Origin of the sequence: Nitrincola sp., from assembly GCF_048264025.1 — a bacterium.
GTDB lineage: Bacteria > Pseudomonadota > Gammaproteobacteria > Pseudomonadales > Balneatricaceae > Nitrincola.
In genome coordinates, this window is sequence record NZ_JBLXDN010000020.1 from 24721 (window position 1) to 45262 (window position 20542).

At 50.7% G+C, this 20542-nt stretch carries 15 protein-coding genes; 11 read left to right on the forward strand and 4 right to left on the reverse strand.

The window, feature by feature from the left end; genetic code table 11:
- Positions 1 to 34 precede the first annotated feature (34 nt).
- The 4 genes from ACN0R1_RS14200 to yeiP all read left to right on the forward strand — a co-directional run bounded on the left by ACN0R1_RS14200 (position 35) and on the right by yeiP (position 3507).
- Positions 35 to 1171 carry an ABC transporter permease gene (locus ACN0R1_RS14200; RefSeq protein ID WP_417583966.1) on the forward strand — a complete coding sequence of 379 codons (1137 nt, stop codon included), beginning with the start codon at positions 35 to 37 and terminating at the stop codon, positions 1169 to 1171.
- Positions 1168 to 2118, forward strand: coding sequence for an ABC transporter ATP-binding protein (locus ACN0R1_RS14205; protein ID WP_417583968.1), 951 nt, complete (start codon positions 1168 to 1170; stop codon positions 2116 to 2118). Before ACN0R1_RS14200 ends, ACN0R1_RS14205 begins: the two co-directional genes overlap by 4 nt.
- A complete protein-coding gene (locus ACN0R1_RS14210) occupies positions 2111 to 2869 on the forward strand; it encodes an ABC transporter permease (protein ID WP_417583970.1) in 759 nt (252 codons plus the stop codon). Before ACN0R1_RS14205 ends, ACN0R1_RS14210 begins: the two co-directional genes overlap by 8 nt.
- A gap of 71 nt (positions 2870 to 2940) precedes the next feature.
- Complete coding sequence (gene yeiP / locus ACN0R1_RS14215; RefSeq protein ID WP_417583972.1) at positions 2941 to 3507, forward strand: elongation factor P-like protein YeiP; 567 nt, start codon at positions 2941 to 2943, stop codon at positions 3505 to 3507.
- 51 nt (positions 3508 to 3558) lie between these two features.
- Here yeiP and ACN0R1_RS14220 read toward each other — a convergent pair whose 3' ends face one another.
- A complete protein-coding gene (locus ACN0R1_RS14220) occupies positions 3559 to 5328 on the reverse strand; it encodes a SulP family inorganic anion transporter (protein WP_417583974.1) in 1770 nt (589 codons plus the stop codon).
- 179 nt (positions 5329 to 5507) lie between these two features.
- Between ACN0R1_RS14220 and ACN0R1_RS14225 the strand changes: the two genes are divergently transcribed.
- Positions 5508 to 5954: a SulA-like leucine-rich domain-containing protein gene (locus tag ACN0R1_RS14225; protein WP_417583976.1), complete on the forward strand. Its 447-nt coding sequence runs from the start codon at positions 5508 to 5510 to the stop codon at positions 5952 to 5954.
- Positions 5955 to 5988: 34 nt separating this feature from the next.
- On the opposite strand, the gene ACN0R1_RS14230 is transcribed toward ACN0R1_RS14225, so the two are convergent.
- The gene (locus ACN0R1_RS14230) at positions 5989 to 8157 is read right to left on the reverse strand and encodes a methyl-accepting chemotaxis protein (RefSeq protein WP_417583978.1); all 2169 of its coding nucleotides are present in this window, start codon (positions 8155 to 8157) and stop codon (positions 5989 to 5991) included.
- Positions 8158 to 8297: 140 nt separating this feature from the next.
- On the opposite strand from ACN0R1_RS14230, the gene ACN0R1_RS14235 reads away from it, so the two are divergent.
- From ACN0R1_RS14235 to ACN0R1_RS14260, 6 genes are all read left to right on the forward strand, one after another.
- Entirely contained in the window at positions 8298 to 9350 is a 1053-nt protein-coding gene (locus ACN0R1_RS14235) for a YcjF family protein (protein ID WP_417583980.1), read from the forward strand.
- Entirely contained in the window at positions 9331 to 10887 is a 1557-nt protein-coding gene (locus tag ACN0R1_RS14240) for a GTPase family protein (RefSeq protein ID WP_417583982.1), read from the forward strand. The genes ACN0R1_RS14235 and ACN0R1_RS14240 overlap by 20 nt, the downstream gene beginning before the upstream one ends.
- 121 nt (positions 10888 to 11008) lie before the next feature.
- Positions 11009 to 11887 (forward strand): DMT family transporter, encoded by an 879-nt coding sequence (locus ACN0R1_RS14245; protein ID WP_417583984.1) that lies wholly within the window; start codon positions 11009 to 11011, stop codon positions 11885 to 11887.
- Positions 11888 to 12012: 125 nt separating this feature from the next.
- Positions 12013 to 13023 carry a methionine ABC transporter ATP-binding protein gene (locus ACN0R1_RS14250; RefSeq protein ID WP_417583986.1) on the forward strand — a complete coding sequence of 337 codons (1011 nt, stop codon included), beginning with the start codon at positions 12013 to 12015 and terminating at the stop codon, positions 13021 to 13023.
- Positions 13020 to 13685, forward strand: a complete 666-nt coding sequence (locus tag ACN0R1_RS14255; protein WP_417583988.1) for a methionine ABC transporter permease — start codon at positions 13020 to 13022, stop codon at positions 13683 to 13685. Before ACN0R1_RS14250 ends, ACN0R1_RS14255 begins: the two co-directional genes overlap by 4 nt.
- Before the next feature lie 29 nt (positions 13686 to 13714).
- On the forward strand, positions 13715 to 14485 hold the full coding sequence (locus ACN0R1_RS14260; RefSeq protein WP_417583990.1) for a MetQ/NlpA family ABC transporter substrate-binding protein: 771 nt from the start codon (positions 13715 to 13717) through the stop codon (positions 14483 to 14485).
- A gap of 97 nt (positions 14486 to 14582) precedes the next feature.
- Here the strand turns inward: ACN0R1_RS14260 and ACN0R1_RS14265 are convergent, their stop codons facing one another.
- Complete coding sequence (locus ACN0R1_RS14265) at positions 14583 to 15560, reverse strand: NADPH:quinone reductase (RefSeq protein ID WP_417583992.1); 978 nt, start codon at positions 15558 to 15560, stop codon at positions 14583 to 14585.
- Positions 15561 to 15665: 105 nt separating this feature from the next.
- Complete coding sequence (locus ACN0R1_RS14270) at positions 15666 to 20537, reverse strand: OmpA family protein (protein WP_417583994.1); 4872 nt, start codon at positions 20535 to 20537, stop codon at positions 15666 to 15668.
- Positions 20538 to 20542 lie beyond the last annotated feature (5 nt).

A 20542-nucleotide genomic window follows, 5' to 3' on the forward strand; every position in this document is an offset into this window, starting at 1 on the left:
AGCGCTTATGAGGGTTATACCGACAGACAAAGTGATGCCAGTATTGAGCTGCGCATCACTCCTGGCGTTTTGGTTACTCGATTTCCTGACATTTCAACCCAATCGCATTGTTCCTGGAACCGGCTTCAGTCCTGAAGCCGCCCTCGGTTGGCCCTGGGCGCTGAGTATGACGGTTTTGCTGTTATTCATCCTGGCCGCTTCGTTTACCAGCTTGCGCGCCAAGCACACCCTGCAACTCCTGTGTGTGTTGCTATTATTGGTTCAATTACCGCTCAGCCTGGCTGGCTTCAGTGCAACGCATGTTCCGGACTCCCTGCCCCATGCTCGCACAGGTATCGCCTCGGGTTTCTGGCTACTGCTGTTTTTTGCCGCACTCATGCTGATTGAGCTGCAGCAAAAAATGCACCTCAGTCGCTTAAGTATCACAGCTTTACTCATGCTGCCACTGAGTTGTCTAATCTGGGTCACCTACACAGGGCAGATTGAATCCCTCGCTTTGGTGCGCGAATACGCGTCGCGCTCGTCACAATTTCAAGATGCGCTGCAGGTCCATTTACTGTTGGTGTGTGGGGCTGTGGGCTTCAGTCTGATATTGGGTTTTGTGCTGGTACTGTTGATGCGCCAATGGCCCGCTGTACAGAAATTTGCCTTCGGGCTGTTGAACTTTATTCAAACCATACCCAGCCTGGCCTTGTTTGGTTTGCTGATTGCGCCACTCGGCTATCTGGCTTCTCGCAGCGAATTCCTACAGGCTATCAACGTGAGCGGTATCGGTTGGGCTCCGGCATTAATTGCCTTGATCGCCTACAGTCTTCTACCCATTGTTCGTAATGTATTCATAGCATTAGAAGAGGTACCTGATGCAGTGCTTGAATCAGCCAAGGGCATGGGAATGAGCCAGACACAGGTGTTTTTACAGGTGCGGCTTCCGCTGGCCATGCCGGTGATGCTGGAAGGTGTGCGCATTACCAGCATTCAGGCCATTGGCCTGACCGCCGTTGCGGCATTGATTGGTGCAGGTGGTCTTGGCAGCTTCATTTTTCAAGGGCTAGGACAAGCGGCCATGGATATGATTTTACTCGGTGCCCTGCCTATTCTGGTAATGGCACTGCTGGCCGATCTATTCTTCTCTGGTCTGGCCGGTTTCTTCCGCTATGGAGCCAAACAATGATTGAATTGCATCAGGTCACCAAACGCTTTGGCGATACACTGGCCGTGGATGCGATTGACCTGCGTATCAATCAGGGTGAGCTGTGTGTCCTGGTCGGTACTTCCGGTTGTGGCAAATCCACCACCTTGCGCATGATCAATCGCTTGATCCCTCACACCTCGGGTCGACTGACGATCGAAGGCGAAGAGATCAGCCAACTGGATGAGCAACAGTTACGTCGCCGTATTGGCTATGCCATCCAGAGTACCGGTCTTTTTCCGCATTGGCCGGTTGCACGCAATATTACCCTGGTACCACGATTGCTGGGCTGGCCGGAAGCCCGTGTAGCTGAGCGGGTTGAGGAGTTGCTCGACTTACTGAACCTGCCCTTTGCTGAGTTTGCGCATAAGTATCCCTCTGAGTTATCCGGCGGCCAGGCGCAGCGCGTAGGCGTAGCCCGTGCACTGGCAGGTGATCCGGATATCTTGCTGATGGATGAGCCTTTCGGTGCTCTTGATCCGATCACCCGCGAGTCGTTACAAAATGAGCTCTTGCGTATACAGCGTCAGATCCACAAAACCCTGGTGTTCGTTACCCATGATATGGATGAAGCACTGAAACTGGCCAGTCAAATCGTGGTGATGGATCAGGGTAAAATTATTCAGCAGGCCAGTCCCGCTGAACTGTTACTCAACCCCGCCAATGATTTTGTCGCCCAGTTACTGGGGGGTGAAGACCGTGGTCTGAAACAAGCCGGACTTCTGCGTGTTGCTGAACGCATGTTACCCATTTCCAGCAATAACCCCTCGTTAGATCAAGCCCCTGTGATTCAGTTGCAGGACAGCCTGCGTCAGGCGTTATCCATGATGCTCTGGCACCAGTGCCAGCAATTACGAGTGTACAAAGGCGAATCGCTGGTCGGTTACCTGCCATTGGATCGCATCATCCAGGCTAACCGCCATGCCTAGCCGGAAACGTCTGTTCTTCTGGGGGTTACCGCTGTTTTGGGCGGCCTGTCTGTTATTAGCCACTGTCGGCCTCCCCTGGCTTGAAGAGCTGTTTAAACAGGTTGCACCCGGACACAGACAAGTGATCTATACTCGCGACAGCTTTGCCTTGTTGTTGGGAAATCATCTGCGGCTGGTGGGTCTGGCGGCGTTGATTTCTATCAGCCTGGGTCTGGCAGGTGCTGTATTTGTTACCCGTCCTTATGGGCGTGATTTTCTGCCACTGGTCAGCCAGGTGGCGTCGATGGGACAGACTTTCCCACCCGTAGCGGTGCTGGCCTTATCGGTCCCCTTACTGGGTTTTGGCGCCCTGCCAACGATTATGGCGCTGGCCCTCTATGGCTTGCTACCGATTGTGCGCAACACCCTGGTCGGCCTGAACAGTGTTGACCCGGCTATACTCGAATCCGCACGCGGCATGGGCATGTCACCCTTTCAGGTGTTATGGCAGGTGGAACTCCCTCTGGCAGCCAATGTCATCCTCGGAGGCATCAGAACCTCCGTCACCATCAATATCGCCACCGCCGCCATCGGCTCGACCATAGGTGCCACCACGCTAGGTGACCCGGTTATATCAGGGCTGGTCAATGGCAATACCGCCTATGTGCTTCAGGGGGCTATATTGATTGGCTTTCTGGCAGTAACGGCCGACAGCTGTCTGGATCGGCTGCAGCAGTCAGTGAGTCCACGTATGGACAGCCGAGCCCTATAACGAAAGATATTTCTCGAATGCGCCACGCGGCTCAGTTAAAATCAGCCATCTATAATCTTTGAGAATTCAATATGCCAAAAGCTTCAGAAATCAAACGCGGTCATGTTGTTGAAATTAATGGCGCCTTGTATATCGCTATCCAGGTCGATGTAAAAAGTCCATCGGCGCGTGGCGCTGCTACACTATATAAAGTCCGCTTTAATCAGGTGCCTGGCGGGCGTAAGCACGAAGAAACCTACGTTGGAGATGATTTCGTCAAAGATGTACAACTGGAACGTCGCAAAGTGTCTTTTCTGTACAAGGAAGATGACCAGTACACCTTTATGGATCTGGAAGACTATAGCCAGTACAGCATCAATGCCGACGCGATTGAAGCACAGCTACCCTACCTGATGGATGGTATGGAAGGTATCACCGCTCTATTAGTCGACGGTTTGCTGATTACGGTAGAACTTCCTGGTACCGTGGTGATGGAGATCATCGAAACGGTTCCAGGCATGAAAGCCGCCAGTGCCACTGGGCGCAACAAACCGGCACGCTTTGCTACCGGTCTGGAAATCCCGGTACCTGAGTACCTGGAAGCCGGTCAAAAGGTTAAAATTAATACCGAAACCGGCAAGTTCCTATCACGCGCCTGATGTAAACCTCACAGCCAACTCAAGACTCACGGTGTTTTGAGTTGGCTGTGATTATCTCGGCGCTTCTGGTTTTACTTCTGACTCTGACTTGGCTTCGGCTTCTTCTGCACGTTCATGCAGTACCTTCCAGGCATCATAGGTGCTCATGTAAACCACACCACTCATCTCATCCAGAAAATCAGTTTTACGCAGTTGATCCATGACCGGTCCTTTGACTTCAGCCAGGTGCATTTGTACGCCAGAATCCTTAAGGCGACTGTTGATTGTGCGCAGGCTATCGAGGGCAGAGGCATCGATTAAATTCACAGCCTGGCAGGTCAATACCAGATGATTCAGTTTTGGCTGATTAATCACCAAACCCATGACAATATCTTCAAGATAACGTGAATTGGCAAAATATAAGCTTTCATCAATGCGTAATAAGGCAATTTTATCGTCAGTTTCAACCTCATGACGTTCAATATTACGAAAATGCTCACTGTTGGGTAACCGACCTATCACCGCGTAATGCGGACGACTGGTACGGTAAAGGAACAGCAGTAGTGATAGCCCAACCCCGGCCATAATGCCAATTTCAACCCCTTGGGTTAGCGTAGCCACAATGGTGACCAACATGGCGGCAAAATCACTCTTGGCATACACAAAGGTGTGCTTTATGGCGGGGAGATCAATCAACGACAACACCGCTACAATAATAGTGGCACCCAGCGTAGCAACCGGCAGAAAAGCGATTAAAGGGGTCAGAAACAAGGCTGCCACCAGTATACCTATAGCTGAAAAGGCACCCGTGGCAGGTGTGGCTGCACCCGCATCGTAGTTGACGCTGGATCGTGCAAAACTACCGCTGACTGGCATCCCTCCAGTGAAGGCTGAACTCAAGTTAGCAGTACCCAGAGCAATCAATTCCTGATCCGGATCGATACGTTGACGCCGTTTAGCGGCCAGGGTCTGGCCTACTGTTACGGATTCAACAAAACCAACAATACTGATCAGCAAGGCGGCCAGAAACAAATCACGCCACAACTCCGGTATAAACGTCGGTAAAGTGAAAGGTGGCAAACCAGCCGGAATATCCCCTACCACTTTAACGCCAGCCTGATCCAACTGCCAATACCAGGTAACCAGCGTGGTAACAACAACAGCCAGCACTGGTGCAGCCTTGCTGAACATATCGGCGGTATGTGGATTTAGTCTGGTAAGACTCAAGAGTGAACGCCCCCAACGCCGATTGGCATAAAGGAAGATCAAGCTGCCAAAACCTATCATTAGTGTCAGAAGATGAGCCTCTGGGATACGGACTATCAGTCCATACAACACCATAATGAAATGCAGCCCTTCGGCTTCCAGGCCTAAAATATGTCGGGCCTGACTGGCTGCAATAATCAAACCGGACGCAGTAATAAAGCCGGAAATAACCGGATGACTGAGAAAATTGGCCATAAACCCAAGTCGAACCAGGCCCATCAACGTCAGCATCAGACCGGACATCAGCGTCAGGATGAGCACCACGGTGATGTACTCAGGTGTGCCCTGCTGTGCAAGATTACCTGCGGCGGCTGCAGTCATCAGTGCGATGACTGCAACGGGTCCAACCGCTAAGGTGCGACTAGTACCGAAAATAGTGTACAGAAACAGAGGCGCAATACTGGCATAAAGTCCAACTTCAGGAGGTAAGCCCGCCAACATGGCATAAGCCAGAGATTGCGGGATCAGCATAATGGTAACAATCACGGCCGCCAGCAAATCACTGGCCAGTGTCTCTTTGCCATAAAGAGGCAGCCATTGCAGTATGGGAAAATAACGTTTGAGCTTTAGGGACACAACCTATTCCTTTGTAGCATCAGCCCGAGGTAGATTTTCATAAAGGTTATAAGTATATACCAAAACAACATCCATCAGATTCATCTCTGCAAATATTTACCAACCATATTTTCTTGATAAATCATCAAAAATATTTGACATCAGCACTATCACTGTATATAAATACAGGTACTGTATAAATGAACAGTTATAGAGGTGCTATCATGTATCAAGCGCATACCGCTGTCGAATCGATTGTTCGTGACCCTGAGCAAATTCTGCCGTTATTGGCCGAGGCTAGCGGGCAGTCACGCTGGATTACGCTGATTAATCCTCCCGCTCTGCCGGACCGGAATGTGTTGCTGCAAGCCGGTATAGATATGCACAAAGTTCGTATTATCCATACACAAAACCGCCATCAATGGCTAAAAACCCTAAGTACCTGTGTGTGTAATGGACTGAATAGTCTGGTTGTTGCCTGGCCTGAGCCATCCGTCAGTGCAGCCACAGTCAAAGCCTTGGCCGATGCCTGTCGTCATGGTAAGAGCTTTTGCCTGCTATTAGGTAATCGCCAGAGCAATCAGCCAATGCAGCAGGCCATCATGGCGGGTACACGCCAGGAAGAACAGCTGCAATTGGCGCTCTAAACCAGTATACAGTCGCTAACCACCCGAGGGGTGGTTAGATAGAAAAACGTTTAACCAGATCACCCAGTGTGCTGGCAGTACGGTTGAGGTTTTCACTGGCCCTGACATTATCCAGCACCGCCTCACTGGCTTGCTCCGATTGACGGCGAACACTATGCACCCCGGCATCGATGCTATCCAGTTGTTGCAATTGCTGACGGGTATGCTCACCAATTTCCAGGTTTAGACGACTGATAGTCGCCACCTGCTGAATGACCGATTCCAAAGACAGCGCTACAGATTCAGTCGCCTGGGTATTTCGGGCCACCTGCGCCAGGCCCTCAGTCATGGACTCAACACCCAGGTCTGATCCAGCCTGGATTTGTTCTATCAAACCACGAATTTCAATCGTGGCATCGCTGGTACGTTGCGCCAACTGTCTGACTTCATCAGCAACCACAGCAAAGCCACGACCATGTTCACCAGCTCGTGCGGCTTCTATCGCCGCATTCAACGCCAACAGATTAGTCTGGCCAGATACATTTTGAATCACACTAATGACCTGGCCGATATTGTCGCTCTGTAGTTTCAGAGACTGGATTACTTCATTGGAACGATTAACTGTTTCTGCAAGACTGGCCATCTCACGCTTGGCATTTTCAATGTCTTGCTGGCTCTGCTTGATCACCTCATCGGCGGCACGTGCTTGTTCTCCCGCTTCTGCACCACTGTTGGCTACTTGCCGAACCATATCAGCCAAAGCACCGGTTGAATCAACAATGGCCTGTTCACCTTTTTTCTGCTGTTCCAGCGCATCACGTGTTGTAGTGGATGTATTCGCCATCAACCTGGCACTTTCGCTAATATTCTGACCCGATTGCGTCATATCCAGTACATTCTGACGCAAGCCATCAATCATTGCATTTACCGAGCCAATAACTGCTTTCAGCTCGCCGATAGCACCTTCATCACTAACCCGTGTACGCAGATCATTGTCAGTGACACGACGTACTCCACTGACAAACTTAGCCAAAGGTTTCACTATTAAACGTTGCAGATACAGAGCGACGACTGCGCTGATAGCGAAAGCGATCAGGATAAACACCAATAACACAATGGGTATAGTTTGCGCATTTTTCTGGGCCTGAAGTGCGCGATTGCCGGCTTCATCTATGCGCTCAACCTGATCAGAAGCAACGGCACGCTGCACCGCATTAAGTGAGGTTCCAATCTGGCGTTCAACTTCAGGGATACTTTGCAGAGACAAAGTTAACTGCTGTACAGAAGATGTTAGATCGCTGACTACAGAATGGGTGCTTTCATTGGACTGATTAATAAGTCTGAGCGCATTATCTAACACCGCCGCTGAAGTCTGGCTAGCCGCAATCTGATCGGCTGTTGCGGCTTGGGTCTGTTGGGCAAGTTCATTGGCTTCAGCCGCTGTACGGTTGGCCAACTCCAGGCTACCACTTTGGATCTGGATTGAAAGGTCAATCATTTTTTCGACAGACGATACGATTTTTTGTCCAAGTGCGGTTCGTTCCGGCGAGTCTTCCATACCAGCATACTGACGTACCTGGGTGCGGAAAGGACGCAGATCACGACGCAGATCCACCAGCAATGAGCGGGTATTATCGCTTTGATCTACATTAAACATGGCGCTGGTCATCGCCGAGGTACCGCGATAGACCTGCTGCAGATTTTCTTCCATCGACTCCAGCGCCCCGGATTCACCCCGGCTCAGCTTATAAAAGTCGATGAGCGTGTGTAATGAATGCTGGTTGATTTGTTGAGCCGCGGTGATCATGGAATGCAACGGGCCAGAAACCAGCTCCAGGTTGGTAGCAATATGCCGGGTCACTTCACTGATTTGATTCATGCTCTCATTCTGCTGAGCTGAAACATCTCTTAACTGAGTAAGCCCGGCATCGATTTCACCACTGGCCGCTTCCGTTTCATCCAGACGTAGCTGTAACGTTTGAAGAGTAGCCAGCGAATCCTGCGCCTTCGAAAGCTGTTTCACTTGTTCTTCCATCTGTGTCAGCGCATCCACTGACTGAACTAAGCTATCAGCCACACTCGCCGTTTCAGATTGCAAAAAAGTCAAATCATCACTAAGTTGATTAGCACTGAAAATGGCAAAGCCACCAATCAACAGCAATATAGCCAACATTAAGCCAAACATGGCATTTATGATGAAACGTACTGTCAAAATACCCGTCATATCCAAGCACCCTTAGACCAAAGTTTACGCAAATATAACAGATTGATTGAAAAAGACTTACCCCTAAGAACATTTTTGAGAAGAATTAACGACATGACATCACAACTATCTGTTATAACCTATTACTGCAGGTTAGCTAAATGAACTCTGAGAGCCGTATAAACAACCCCTTACCTACCCTATGGCTGCTGGGTAAGACTGGCGCGGGAAAATCATCCTTAATTCGCTTTTTGACCGGTAATCCAGCCGTGGCTTTAGGTGCAGGCTTTCGCCCCTGCACGCAAACTGCCGATGCGTTTGACTTCCCTTCCGATGCAGCCTTGTTGCGTTTCCTGGATACGCGTGGTCTGGGAGAATCAAGTTACGATCCGACTGAAGACATTCATGCCTGCATGTCGCAGAGTCATGCCTTACTAGTCTGTATGCGCGTGGATGATCCGGAGCAGAGTGATCTTGTAAAAGCACTCAAGATAATAAAAAAATCTAATTATATCAAATCGATAATTCTGATACATACTGCAACTTCTCAGATCGCTGATCAGCGAGAACGTCAAGCGGCTCAGGCATTTAATCAGCAACAGGCCGAAAAGGCCTGGGGAGAGTCCTTGCCGACAGTGGCCATGGAACTGGCTGATCCATACAATCCAACAGGGGGTGAAGCTCTGTTGCACTGCTTGCTTGAACACTTACCTGAAATAGCCCGCTGCAGCCAACGTGCTCGACTGGTTGCCGCCGAACAGCAAGCATTTAAGCAACACAAACAAAAACTACGCCATTACGCTTCAGCGGCAGCGGCTACGGATACGCTGCCGATCGTCGGCCTGGTGTCTGTACCAGCATTGCAGGCGGCCCTGTTACGCAGCCTGGCTAAAAAGTACGCAATAGATTGGGATCGACGCGCCATTTCTTCGTTTATCGCCACGCTGGGTACAGGCTTTGGTATCCAATACGCCTCGCATTTAGGCCTGCGCCAATTAGTTAAACTCATTCCAGTGTACGGACAGACCGTGGGTAGTCTGGGTGCCGCCGCTGTCAGTTTTGCAACCACCTACGCGATTGGACGCATTGCGTGTAAATACCTGTATTATCAGAGTCAGGGGGAATCCCTGTCTGAAACGGAGATCCAACAACTCTACCGCCAAGCCTTTGAGTCTATCCGGGAGGTTGCCGGACGTGAAACGTCTACTAAATAGTTATCGCATCAGCCACAAGCTGTTTACCAACTTGATTCCACTGCTGTTGATAATGATCGCTTTCCCGCTGCTACTGTTAGCCGGATTCGGTCTGATCGCCCTCTACCAGTTTGGCTATCTGCTGCATTTTGTTGTACTCCTGTCACTGCTGAGTCTGGTGTTTGCGCTGGTTGTTCGAGTCGGTCGCAAATCTATAACAAAACAGAGCGCTAACAATCTTCCACCCGATGAAACGCTGGTTGCCGCCAATACAGATTGGAGCGATTTTGACCTGCAGATTTGGCAACAGCTGAATGCGCAAATGGATAGTCTGCTGGATGAAAATGATCAGTGGGAAGTGTTACGGGAACATGCTCTGGCACTGATCAGCGCCACGGCCAGCGCCTACCGAGCTGGGAAGACAGGTGGTGAACTCGCCTTCACTCTACCGGAATTGCTGAGCATGACGGAAGAGATCAGCCGACGCTACCATTTGATTGTGATGGAACACCTGCCCTTTGCCGAGCAGCTAAAACTTTCGACCATCAAGCGCCTTTACAGCCACAGAGACAAGGCTGACAAGGTACAAAAAATCTGGGCGGTATACCGCGCTTACCGACTATTTACGCCTACTGGACTAATCTCAGAAGCCCGCTCGCAGCTAGCCGGATACCTGTTAGATGACGTCAAAGCTGAAGTGAGCTACAAACTTAAAAAAGCATTTTTACAGGAAGTTGTCAGCGTGGCTATTGATCTCTATTCAGGTCGATACCTGACGACGGGGACACTGGATTCAAGTGCCGCACAGGCTGCCGATAAACAACATATGGTCAGCCAGCCTGATCCCTTAAGGATCTGTCTTATTGGTCAATTAAAATCAGGAAAATCAAGTATAATTAATGCATTAACACAACAATGCAATGCTGAAGTTGACCATCTACCTGCCACCAACAGTGTGCAGATACATCAACTCAACGCCGAAGGTGTTCCGCTGATTCACTTGGTTGATTTACCCGGACTGGATGGTAATCCCAAGACAGAAAAGCTTCTGCTTGAACAAGCCAGTCAGGCTGACCTACTACTGTGGGTATTAAAAGCCAATCAACCGGCCCGTGCTCTGGATGTGAATTTCAAAGCAAAGTTGGATACCTTTTACCAACAACCCAACCACCTCTCACGCAAGCGCCCGATTATGCTTGCTCTGCTTAATCAGGTTGATTTGTTAGCACCTCTGTCAGAATGGGCTCCTCCCTATGATCTGGATAACAGTACCGCAGCCAAGGCCGATAGCATTCGGGAGGCCTTAGCTTATAATCAGTCTCTGTTACAGCCAGACCATCTGCTCCCCCTGAGTCTGGCTCCGGATAAGCCACACTATAACCTGACAAACTTGCTGCAGTTGCTTGATCAACACTATGACCAGGCCCTGCAAACACAACTCAATCGTCGGCGACTGGAAATGGGAGTGGATTTCTCCACCACTGAGCAATTTCGCCGTGTGTACCACCTGGGTAAATCACTATTCAGAGCCGTCAAAGGTTCAGAGAGGACACCATGAGATCACCCACCTTGATCTGTCACCTCAATGGTTTTAACGACCATTTGCCAAATCCCCTATTAAGTCACCGCGCTACAGCATTACAATAGTCCAAACTAAAGCAATCACAAGGTCCTGCTTTATGCAACACAGCGCATTAAAATCAGATTTTCTGCTGGTACTGGTCACGTTGCTGGCAGCAACCAGTTGGGTGTTTTCACGCGAAGCACTGACTGGTATAGCTCCACTGCAGTTTATAGGTGGTCGTTTTCTGTGTGCAGGGTTGATTCTGGGCGCTTTCGGTTACAGTGCACTGAAGCAACTTGCCGGAGAGTCCTGGCTTCGGGCTCTGATGACCGGCGTGGTGATGGGAATGGCGATGTGCTTCTGGATCATGGGGTTATATCATTCAGATAACATGGGCATTGGGGCCTTTATCACCAGCCTGAGTGTCGTGTTTGTACCCATCGTCGGACGATTTCTATTTGCCACACGTACCCCGGTAAGCACCTGGGTGGCGATGGCGATTGCCTTAGTCGGGCTAGCTTGCCTTCGCTTAGAAGGCGGGTTTGCCTTATCAGTCTCTGATCTGTTTTTTCTTGCCGCCGCTCTGATGTTGTCACTGCACTTTAACCTGAACAGCCGTTACGCTGTCCGGATTGCATCCCTGCCATTAACAGCCATACAACTCAGCATGACTGGTTTGTTGGCCCTAGCCATGTCAGCCCTGCTGGAAGCTGAAGCTGTTAACCTCACCGGCTCGTTACTCGGCTGGTTAATTGCCAGTATTGTCATTGGAACTTGTATGCGCTTTTTTCTGCAAGTCAAAGCTCAGGGTATGGTGAGCGCCAGTCATGCAGCGGTTATCATGACGCTAGAGCCAGTATGGGCCAGTCTGATTGGTGTGTTTCTTTATGCAGAACAGATGACCGGGTTACAACTGATTGGGTGCTGCCTTATTTTCAGTGCCTTGTTGGTTAGTCGATGGCGCTTTCTGTTACGACGCCCCGCATGTAGCTGATGCCTACTGCATAACCTACTATTTTTCTACAGGGCTTGTTTCAAATAATTGCCAATCTGGTATAATTGCATATCAATTTAATTTTTTATTACTTAAAAGCATACAGCCCACAAGGTTAACTCTCTGTGATCCAATTTGAACGTGTGCATAAGACTTATAAGGTCAGTGGGCGCGAGATTACGGCGCTGGAGACCTGCAACCTGCATATCCCGCAGGGGCAGATCTTTGGTCTTATCGGCCACTCAGGTGCCGGTAAAAGTACTCTGCTGCGTTTGATTAACCGCCTGGAAGAACCCAGCGGTGGACGTATTCTCGTGGCTGACGAAGATGTAACGGCACTGGATGCCAAGGGCCTCAGACGCTTTCGCCAAGGGCTTGGGATGATATTCCAGCACTTCAACCTGCTGGCATCCAAAACGGTTGCCGATAATGTCGCCATGCCATTAAAATTGGCCGGTGAGTACTCAAACGCACAGATACGTGAGCGGGTTGCGATACTGCTGGACCGTGTGGGCCTCAGTGATCATGCATTGAAATACCCTGCCCAGTTATCCGGTGGACAAAAACAACGCGTTGGCATCGCCAGAGCGCTGGCCACAGAACCCAAAATTCTGCTGTGTGATGAGGCCACCAGTGCGCTGGACCCTCAGACTACCGCTCAGGTCCTGCAACTGCTGAACGAACTCAATCGGGAACTTAATCTGACCATCGTACTGATTACCCACGAAATGGATGTGATCCGTCGTGTCTGTGATCAGGTTGCGGTGATGGATGCCGGACACATTGTGGAACAAGGCCCGGTAGCTGACGTATTCCTGCACCCTAAACACCCGACTACGCGGCGCTTTGTGTATGAAGCTGAACAGGTGGATGAACAGGAAATGGCTAATGACTTTGCCCGCGTAGAAGGTCGGATTGTGCGCCTGACGTTTCAAGGAGAGGCAACCTATGCACCGCTACTCGGTCAAATTGCACGTCAGTCTGGCGTCGATTACAGCATACTCGCAGGCCGAATCGACCATATACGCGACACCCCTTACGGGCAGTTAACCCTGTCGCTGGTCGGAGGCGATGCCAGCGCGGCAATCGAACAACTGCAAGCCGCCCAGGTCACTGTTGAGGTACTGCGGACATGATTCAATTTTTCAGCAATGTCGATTGGTATGATATCTGGATGGCAACTCTGGATACCCTGCTAATGCTGGGCGGTTCCATGCTGTTTACATTACTGCTGGGATTACCGCTGGGAATTCTGCTGTTTATGACTGGCCCCAAGCAGATGTTTGAGCAGAAAGGGCTCTATGCGCTGTTGTCTTTGTTCGTTAACGTCCTGCGCTCGCTGCCCTTTATTATTCTATTGATTGTGATGATTCCGTTAACCCTGATGATTACCGGTACCTCACTGGGTGTTGCAGGCGCCATTCCACCCTTGGTGGTAGGTGCAACGCCCTTCTTCGCCCGCTTGGTTGAAACAGCGTTGCGTGAAGTGGATCGCGGTATTATTGAAGCCACTCAAGCGATGGGTGCCAATACCCGTCAGATTATTATCAATGCACTTTTGCCCGAGGCTCGCCCCGGCATTATTGCGGCGACAACTGTAACTGCCATTACGCTGGTTTCCTACACAGCCATGGCGGGTGTTGTCGGCGCAGGGGGCCTGGGTGATCTGGCGATACGCTATGGCTACCAGCGCTTTCAGACCGATGTAATGGTAGTCACGGTGGTACTGTTATTAATACTGGTACAGATCTTACAAATGCTTGGAGATCGACTGGTTGTTCATTATTCACGCAAGTGAATGCATTTTATTACCAATGGAGAGAAACAATGAAAAAACTGTTTGTAGCCTTTGCTGCACTGGCGGCTTTCTCAGTACAAGCTGAAACTCTGAGTGTTGCGGCTACCGCTGTGCCCCATGCTGAAATTCTGGAATTCGTTAAACCTGGTCTGGCCGAACAGGGTATAGATTTGCAGGTTAGCGTTTTCACTGACTATGTGCAGCCCAACGTACAGGTCGCTGAAAAACGTATCGATGCCAACTTTTTCCAGCATCAACCCTATCTGGATGAATTTAATGCCAGCCGCGGTACAGAACTGGTAACCGTAGCAGGTATCCATGTTGAGCCGTTTGGTGCCTACTCAGCCAAGCATACCCAGCTCGATGAACTGCCACGTCGCTCAGAGGTTGCTATTCCCAATGATGCAACCAATGGTGGTCGCGCCTTACTGCTGCTGCAAACCGCAGGCCTGATCACGCTAAAACCGGAAGCCGGTATCACCGCAACACCACGTGATATTGCCGACAATCCGCTGCAACTGCGTATTCGTGAAATTGAAGCAGCGACATTGCCACGCGTGATGAACCAGGTCGATTTGGCGTTGATCAATACCAACTATGCCCTGGAAGCTGGCTTGTCACCACAAGACGATGCCCTGGTGATTGAAGGCAGTGAATCACCCTACGTCAACATTCTGGTAACGCATGCAGAAAATACTGATAATGCCGCACTACTAGCATTAATTGAGGCGCTAAAAACTGACGCCGTGCGTGAGTTTATCCTGGAAAAGTATGAAGGTGCTGTGGTACCGGCTTTCTAAGTAGCCACTCTAGACAGGGGCACCTATTTAGGTGCCCTTTTTTATATCCTCAGATGCATGGATGTGCAAGAGCGGCACATAAGCCAGTACTTAAAAGCTAAGGTAACAGAATACTCGATCCCATGGTTTTGCGGCTTTGCAGAGCATCCTGTGCCTTGCCTACATCAGCCAGCGCATAACGATTGGCAATATCTATATGGATTTCGCCACTTCCGATCATGCCGAAGAACTCTTCACACATCATCTCCAGTCGCTCACGGGTATCAGCATAGCCGTTGAGGCTTGGCCGGGTGACAAACAACGCGCCTTTCTGATTCAGAATAGCCAGATTAACGCCATCCACCGGACCGGATGAATTACCGAAACTGACCATCAAAGCACGGGGCTTGAGGCAATCGAGCGAGGTAATCCAGGTGTCCTTGCCCACCGAGTCATAGACAACATCACACATGTCACTCTGGGTCAGCTCACGCACCCGCTCAACCACTGACTCTTCGGAATAATTGATCGTCGCCCAGGCACCGTTTTGCATAGCCAGCGCCGCTTTTTCTGCCGAGCTGACCGTGCCGATCAGTTTAACCCCCAGCGCACGGGCCCATTGACAGGCAATCGATCCAACCCCACCGGCGGCGGCATGAAACAGAATCGTTTCTCCACCCTGCAGGGCTCGCGTCTGACGCAACAGATACTGTACCGTCAGCCCTTTAAGCATACTTGCTGCCGCTGTTTCGAAGTCAATAAAGTCTGGTAAACGGATCACTTTTTCCGCTGGTAAGGTGTGCTGCTGAGCGTAGGCACCCAAGGGCCCTTGAGCATAAGCAACTCGGTCACCTTCTTTCAGATAAGTCACGCCCTCACCTACAGCCTCTACATAACCAGCCCCTTCGGTACCTAGTCCAGAAGGCATAGAGGGCGCCGGATACAAGCCGGTACGAAAATAGATATCAATAAAGTTCAGGCCAATCGCCTGATTACGAATCCGCACTTCACCCGGACCTGGATCTTGTGCGACAACATCTACCAACTCCAGTACGCTGGAATCACCGGTTTTGGAAAACTGGATACGCTGACTCATAATTTCTCCATCAATAGAAATACTTGTTTAACAGCTTATGACATGCTGATTTCTTTGATCATACGAGTCAGCACGGGATAGCACAATTCACATATTCTTATACCGCTATTCATGAAAATTCACTCGACTAATTGGAAAGTCACGCACATTTTCCAGCATGGGCACGGTAGGATGCTGTGCGCCTTGAGTAATCTGCGGTACCCGACGTGAGGTGTAGGAAATGATTTCATGAATGCTGTTAAAGCCGTCCTTGTTACCCGCTTCTTTATCCGCTTCCCCGGACAGAGCTTCTAACAATGCCGAAGTAAAAGCACCATGCCCTCCACCAAAACTGGCATCTTCAAGAGACGACTGAGAACCTGTAGAGGATGCAAACACCACCGTGCCGGTGCCATCAGAGAGCTGCTGGACAGCATCTTCAGCCGTTACACGCCCACGCCGCCGCGGCCCCATGCTGCCTGCATGGCAAATGTCCATCATCAATACCGCCTTCTGGTTGATCGGACGCGACTGCAGGAAGTCGCGGAATCGATCAATCGATATCCCTGTATAAGGACGCTGCATATCGCCATCATGGGTCATTAAAAACAGATTTTGTTCATTATCCTGCACACCATGGCCTGCCAGGAAGATGACGATCAGGTCTTCAGCCGAGGCTTGGCGCAGAAAGTCATTGAGCTCAATCCGAACATTTCGTTCGGTGGCCTCTGAATTCACCAGAACACGCGTATTGACCTTACGGAACAACTCACCCTCTTGGGCTGTCAAGGCCTCAGCCAGGGCTTCGGCATCGCGATGAGCAAACTCCAGATTCTGCGTGCTGATTTCATAATCGGATACACCAACACCAAAGAACCAGAGTTGTGTATTGGCCGACAACTGAGGCAGGCTTTCGCGCTCACGGCGGGTGATTTCAACAACCTGGCGCTCCAACTCGGCATCCCGATAGCGCAAGACTGCTTCAATGCGGTTATGACCAGGTTGTAAATTAAATGCACGCTCAACACCCAGTATTTCCTCATCCTCCCAGACGGCTTCCTCCTCGAACCCACGACTCAGAGCGATGGGACGACCATTAAGAAAGTAGCGGAACTCAGGGTCTGGCAATTCAGCACTGGCCTTGGTCACTTCAAGGCGCAAACGATAGACCTCGTCATCCGTTTCAATGCCCGTCGCTGATACCCGCTTCACACTATAAGGTGTTTCAAAAAGCACTGGGTCAACGGTAGGTATTTCTTGCGGTTGTGGTTCTGGTATCGGGTTACCGTCCATCAACGCCTGCAAACGCTGTTGCAATAGATGGCTACGTTCAAGGCGACCACGCAAGGCTTCAAAAGGCAAATAGTTATCCCCCAAAGACCAGAAAACGCCCTCGGCACCGGTCTGGGAAGCGGCAAAATGCCCATTAGGAGCATAAGCAATCCACTGATCATCTCGTTTCACTACAATCGTCAGATGTCGCTCAAGTGTAGACAGGTCAAAGAAGAGTAATTCATTTGCCTGGGTCTGCGCGATCACCAGATTACGTGCCTCATGCACCTGTACCTGACGTAATGAATCAGGGAAGGTCACCCGCCGCTCTCCAATCACCATATGGTCTGGCGCCCAGTTCAGTTCAGCACCAGTTTTCAGTGGAATATGGAAGGTTGTGCGTACGGCACCAGCATTCATATACGCCCCGGTCAAAGGGTCATAACGCCGTAAACCTTTACCGCGATAACTGGCAACCAGTGCGCGGTCTTCAAAACTGAGTCGAAACAGATCCTCGCCGACAGTGACGCGGGAGACATGCGATGCGTCAGCCAAGCGGTACACGTTCACATGCTCAGATGCTATGCGTGCACGCCCAAAACCATCTTGCCAAGCCGTATGGACCGCCAGTAAGCCCTGTGCAGGATCTAATGCCATGACAGAAACTTCGGGTTTGATCACTCGACCATAACGAATGGGTGCAGTGATCAATGGCAGCTGTACGCGCCCGCGTTCACTGAAATCCTTTCCGTCAATGATGGCTACTATACCCACCGCATCTTCACGTTCACCCTGTCCATGAGGCACCCCAGCTACCACCAGTGTATCCCCTTCAGCCAATACGCTACTGGTGACATCAAAACCAATTTGGCGGACACGGCGCTCCTCAAAGCTATTGCTGTCAAAAATCACCAAATGCCCCTCACGATCCACAGTTACCAGGCGTGTACTCTGATCATCGGGTTGGCTCCAGCCCAGCTCAGTTTCTGTCACCATACGATGTACACGTCGACCACTTCTCAGATCAAAGACATAAGTTCCATCCGCATCTTCGGTAATGGCATAATCATTGACGCGGTCCAGATGCAAGCCTGTTGATTTAACAGCCAGCCCTTGCATCTGTGCGACTTCATTGAGATCGGAGGTGTTACGCCAGCGAATGCTATCTTCACTGCCAATCACAATCTGCTCACCATCTGGGGTAAAACCTAACCCTACCTGCTGCCCATTTTCTTCAGCAGTCGCCATAAAACGCCCCGTTTCCATATCCAGCAGCGCAATGCCCACATCCCCTTTGGTAAAGTCATTCATCACCATCCACGGCTTAGACGGATGTGGCTCCATGCGCTTGGGAATCAACGGCATCGCCACTTGGCGTGATATCCAGTTTTGGGTGTCATAAATGCTTGCCTGACGGCTATTATCGGCAACCACCAGCCAACGGCCATCACGACTGGCTCGCATCGAGTGCGGCCAGTCCGTGCCAGCCAACTCACGCTCAACCGTCAGATCAGCCGCTCGCCAAATCTTCATGCCCGCACCAAGAACCTGATCAGTGACGATACGATCGCCATCGGCCAGCCACTCAACCATACCTATACTTCGGGTCGGTCCAACACGGCTAACCGCGCGGATACGGCGCTCAGACAAATCATAAATACGCAGATAACCATCAAGGTTGGTGTATACCAACTCATCACCATAAGGGCTCCAGGCAAGATCCAGAATGGTGGCGTCATCGGGTAATTGAGTGATGACATGACCGGTTTTTGTATCGTAGATATACAGCTCATTCTGTTTTCGGCCACTCACCTCTGTATAACTGCTCGCCGCCGCGAGATAGCGACTATCAGGCGAAAATGCACGTACCCTGCCACCACGAAACAGCTCTCGCACCTTAACACCGCGACGCATGTCCCAGAGTTGTATCGGCCCCATTCCCGTTGCCATCAAGCGGCCATCCATAGAAACCGCTAAGCCTGTTGCATCCAGCTGTCCAGATACGGCCACCTCCGGTTCGCCAACATTGCCATAAGGACGAATTTCAACGCGACGATTACGCTGGCGCCCCGCTTCGGTGTCATTCGTTGCTTGCGGATGAGAGGCTCCATGCCCAATGCTTTGTAAACGCTCACGTGGAATCCCATGCTCACGACTCAGATAGTCAGCTACGGCCGCTGCACGGCGATCTGACAAAGGTAGATTAATCGTATCGGAGCCGGTGCTGTCGGTATGTCCCTCAATCAGAAAAACATAGCGATCGCCACCTGGCGCCTGAAGGGCGCGTGCCGCGTCAGCCAGCAAGGTATAAGCGCTAGGACGTAAGCGGTCAGAACCTACCTCAAACTCAACGGCCAGCATCAAGCTCTCACCAAACTGCTTTTCCCAGTTTTCCAGAAAAGGATAACGCGCATAAAAATCTCGACGTTGTGCTTCAAGACCTATGGCGCGTGTCAGGCGCTCACGGATATCCGCCAGCCAACTTTCATTCACCCCTGTAACGCCTTGTTCTGGTAAACGATTGGAAGTTTGAGTGGCTGTAACATAATCCCCCGCACGAAGCCGATTCTCGATCAGTAACGCCAGCATGAGATTGCGTCCTGCTTCAGTCGATATTGACTCAGCCTGTTCACTCAACAACTGTCGAGCCGCCTCCAATTCATATCGATGATGCAGCGGGTAAACGGCTTGGGTAACAGCCTCGGTTCGTGCCACATCATGAGGCGCTAGATCAATGGAGCGTTGACGCAAGGCTTGTGCTCGCTGTGGCTCGAAACGATGTACTTCATAGCTTTCAGCCAGTGTGGCTAATACCTGCCAATTATCAGGTAGCTCAGCCGCCCACTGATCAACGAAAGCCAGTGTTTCTGTGGGCAGATAACTAGTCAGTGATTCAAGTGCATTTTTTAAGGGTTCTGCATGAGGATGTGCTAAAACGGATTGCTGATACAAAAACAAAGCATCTCGGTGGGCCCCCATGCTGGCCAAGCGATCAGCTAAAAGACGATAAGTAGCTGCATCCTGATTACGCTGTGCATACTCCAACACCTCGCTTACGACCTGACTTTGGTCCATGCCGAGCCTGTCCAGTGTCAGGTTCATGTAACGGCTGATGGTTTCATCATCGCCACCTGCATTGGCCGCTGCAAGATAATAGCGTGCTGCCGCTTGAGGATCATGCGCATGAAACTGTGCATGCAACCCTTGGATAAACAGCACCACCCAGGCATTTTCGCCGAGTCGGGTTTGTTGTTCTTTTAGAAAAGCCGATGCTCGCTCAGGGGACGCCAGGTTTTCCAGCAGGTGGAAATATATTGTACGAACCAGATAATAATCATCTGGGTCGGTGTTCAGAATTTCCTGGTACAGCCTCAATGCATCCTCGTTGTGCCCTTGATCTCTGAGCGCAATGGCAAGATTGAAACCGGCTGTCGTCAAGTTTCGGTCACTGTCATAAGCCTGGCGATATAAATCAATAGACTCTTCCTTGCGCCCTTCTACGGCCGCTAACCAGCCACGAGCAAATAAACCCTCTGGCTTCGAACCGTAGTGGTCTGCCAGATAGCGACGTATAATGCCGCGTTCGACTCCACTGGGGGAGTCAACACTGGCATCAACCAGGTCCCGGGGAGCCTGCTGCGCATAATCGGCATGGACAACCCCAGTTACAGCAAAACCGAGCCAAAGCACCAGACTTAGCAGGTGAGAAGACAGCTTATTATTCATTGTAA

Bases quoted from the DNA above. Each gene is read 5' to 3' on its own strand.
- ACN0R1_RS14200 (WP_417583966.1), top strand. From the start codon at position 35: ATGCCAGTATTGAGCTGCGCATCACTCCTGGCGTTTTGGTTACTCGAT.
- ACN0R1_RS14205 (WP_417583968.1), top strand. From the start codon at position 1,168: ATGATTGAATTGCATCAGGTCACCAAACGCTTTGGCGATACACTGGCC.
- ACN0R1_RS14210 (WP_417583970.1), top strand. From the start codon at position 2,111: ATGCCTAGCCGGAAACGTCTGTTCTTCTGGGGGTTACCGCTGTTTTGG.
- yeiP (WP_417583972.1), top strand. From the start codon at position 2,941: ATGCCAAAAGCTTCAGAAATCAAACGCGGTCATGTTGTTGAAATTAAT.
- ACN0R1_RS14225 (WP_417583976.1), top strand. From the start codon at position 5,508: ATGAACAGTTATAGAGGTGCTATCATGTATCAAGCGCATACCGCTGTC.
- ACN0R1_RS14230 (WP_417583978.1), bottom strand. From the start codon at position 8,157: ATGACGGGTATTTTGACAGTACGTTTCATCATAAATGCCATGTTTGGC.
- ACN0R1_RS14235 (WP_417583980.1), top strand. From the start codon at position 8,298: ATGAACTCTGAGAGCCGTATAAACAACCCCTTACCTACCCTATGGCTG.
- ACN0R1_RS14245 (WP_417583984.1), top strand. From the start codon at position 11,009: ATGCAACACAGCGCATTAAAATCAGATTTTCTGCTGGTACTGGTCACG.
- ACN0R1_RS14255 (WP_417583988.1), top strand. From the start codon at position 13,020: ATGATTCAATTTTTCAGCAATGTCGATTGGTATGATATCTGGATGGCA.
- ACN0R1_RS14260 (WP_417583990.1), top strand. From the start codon at position 13,715: ATGAAAAAACTGTTTGTAGCCTTTGCTGCACTGGCGGCTTTCTCAGTA.
- ACN0R1_RS14265 (WP_417583992.1), bottom strand. From the start codon at position 15,560: ATGAGTCAGCGTATCCAGTTTTCCAAAACCGGTGATTCCAGCGTACTG.
- ACN0R1_RS14270 (WP_417583994.1), bottom strand. From the start codon at position 20,537: ATGAATAATAAGCTGTCTTCTCACCTGCTAAGTCTGGTGCTTTGGCTC.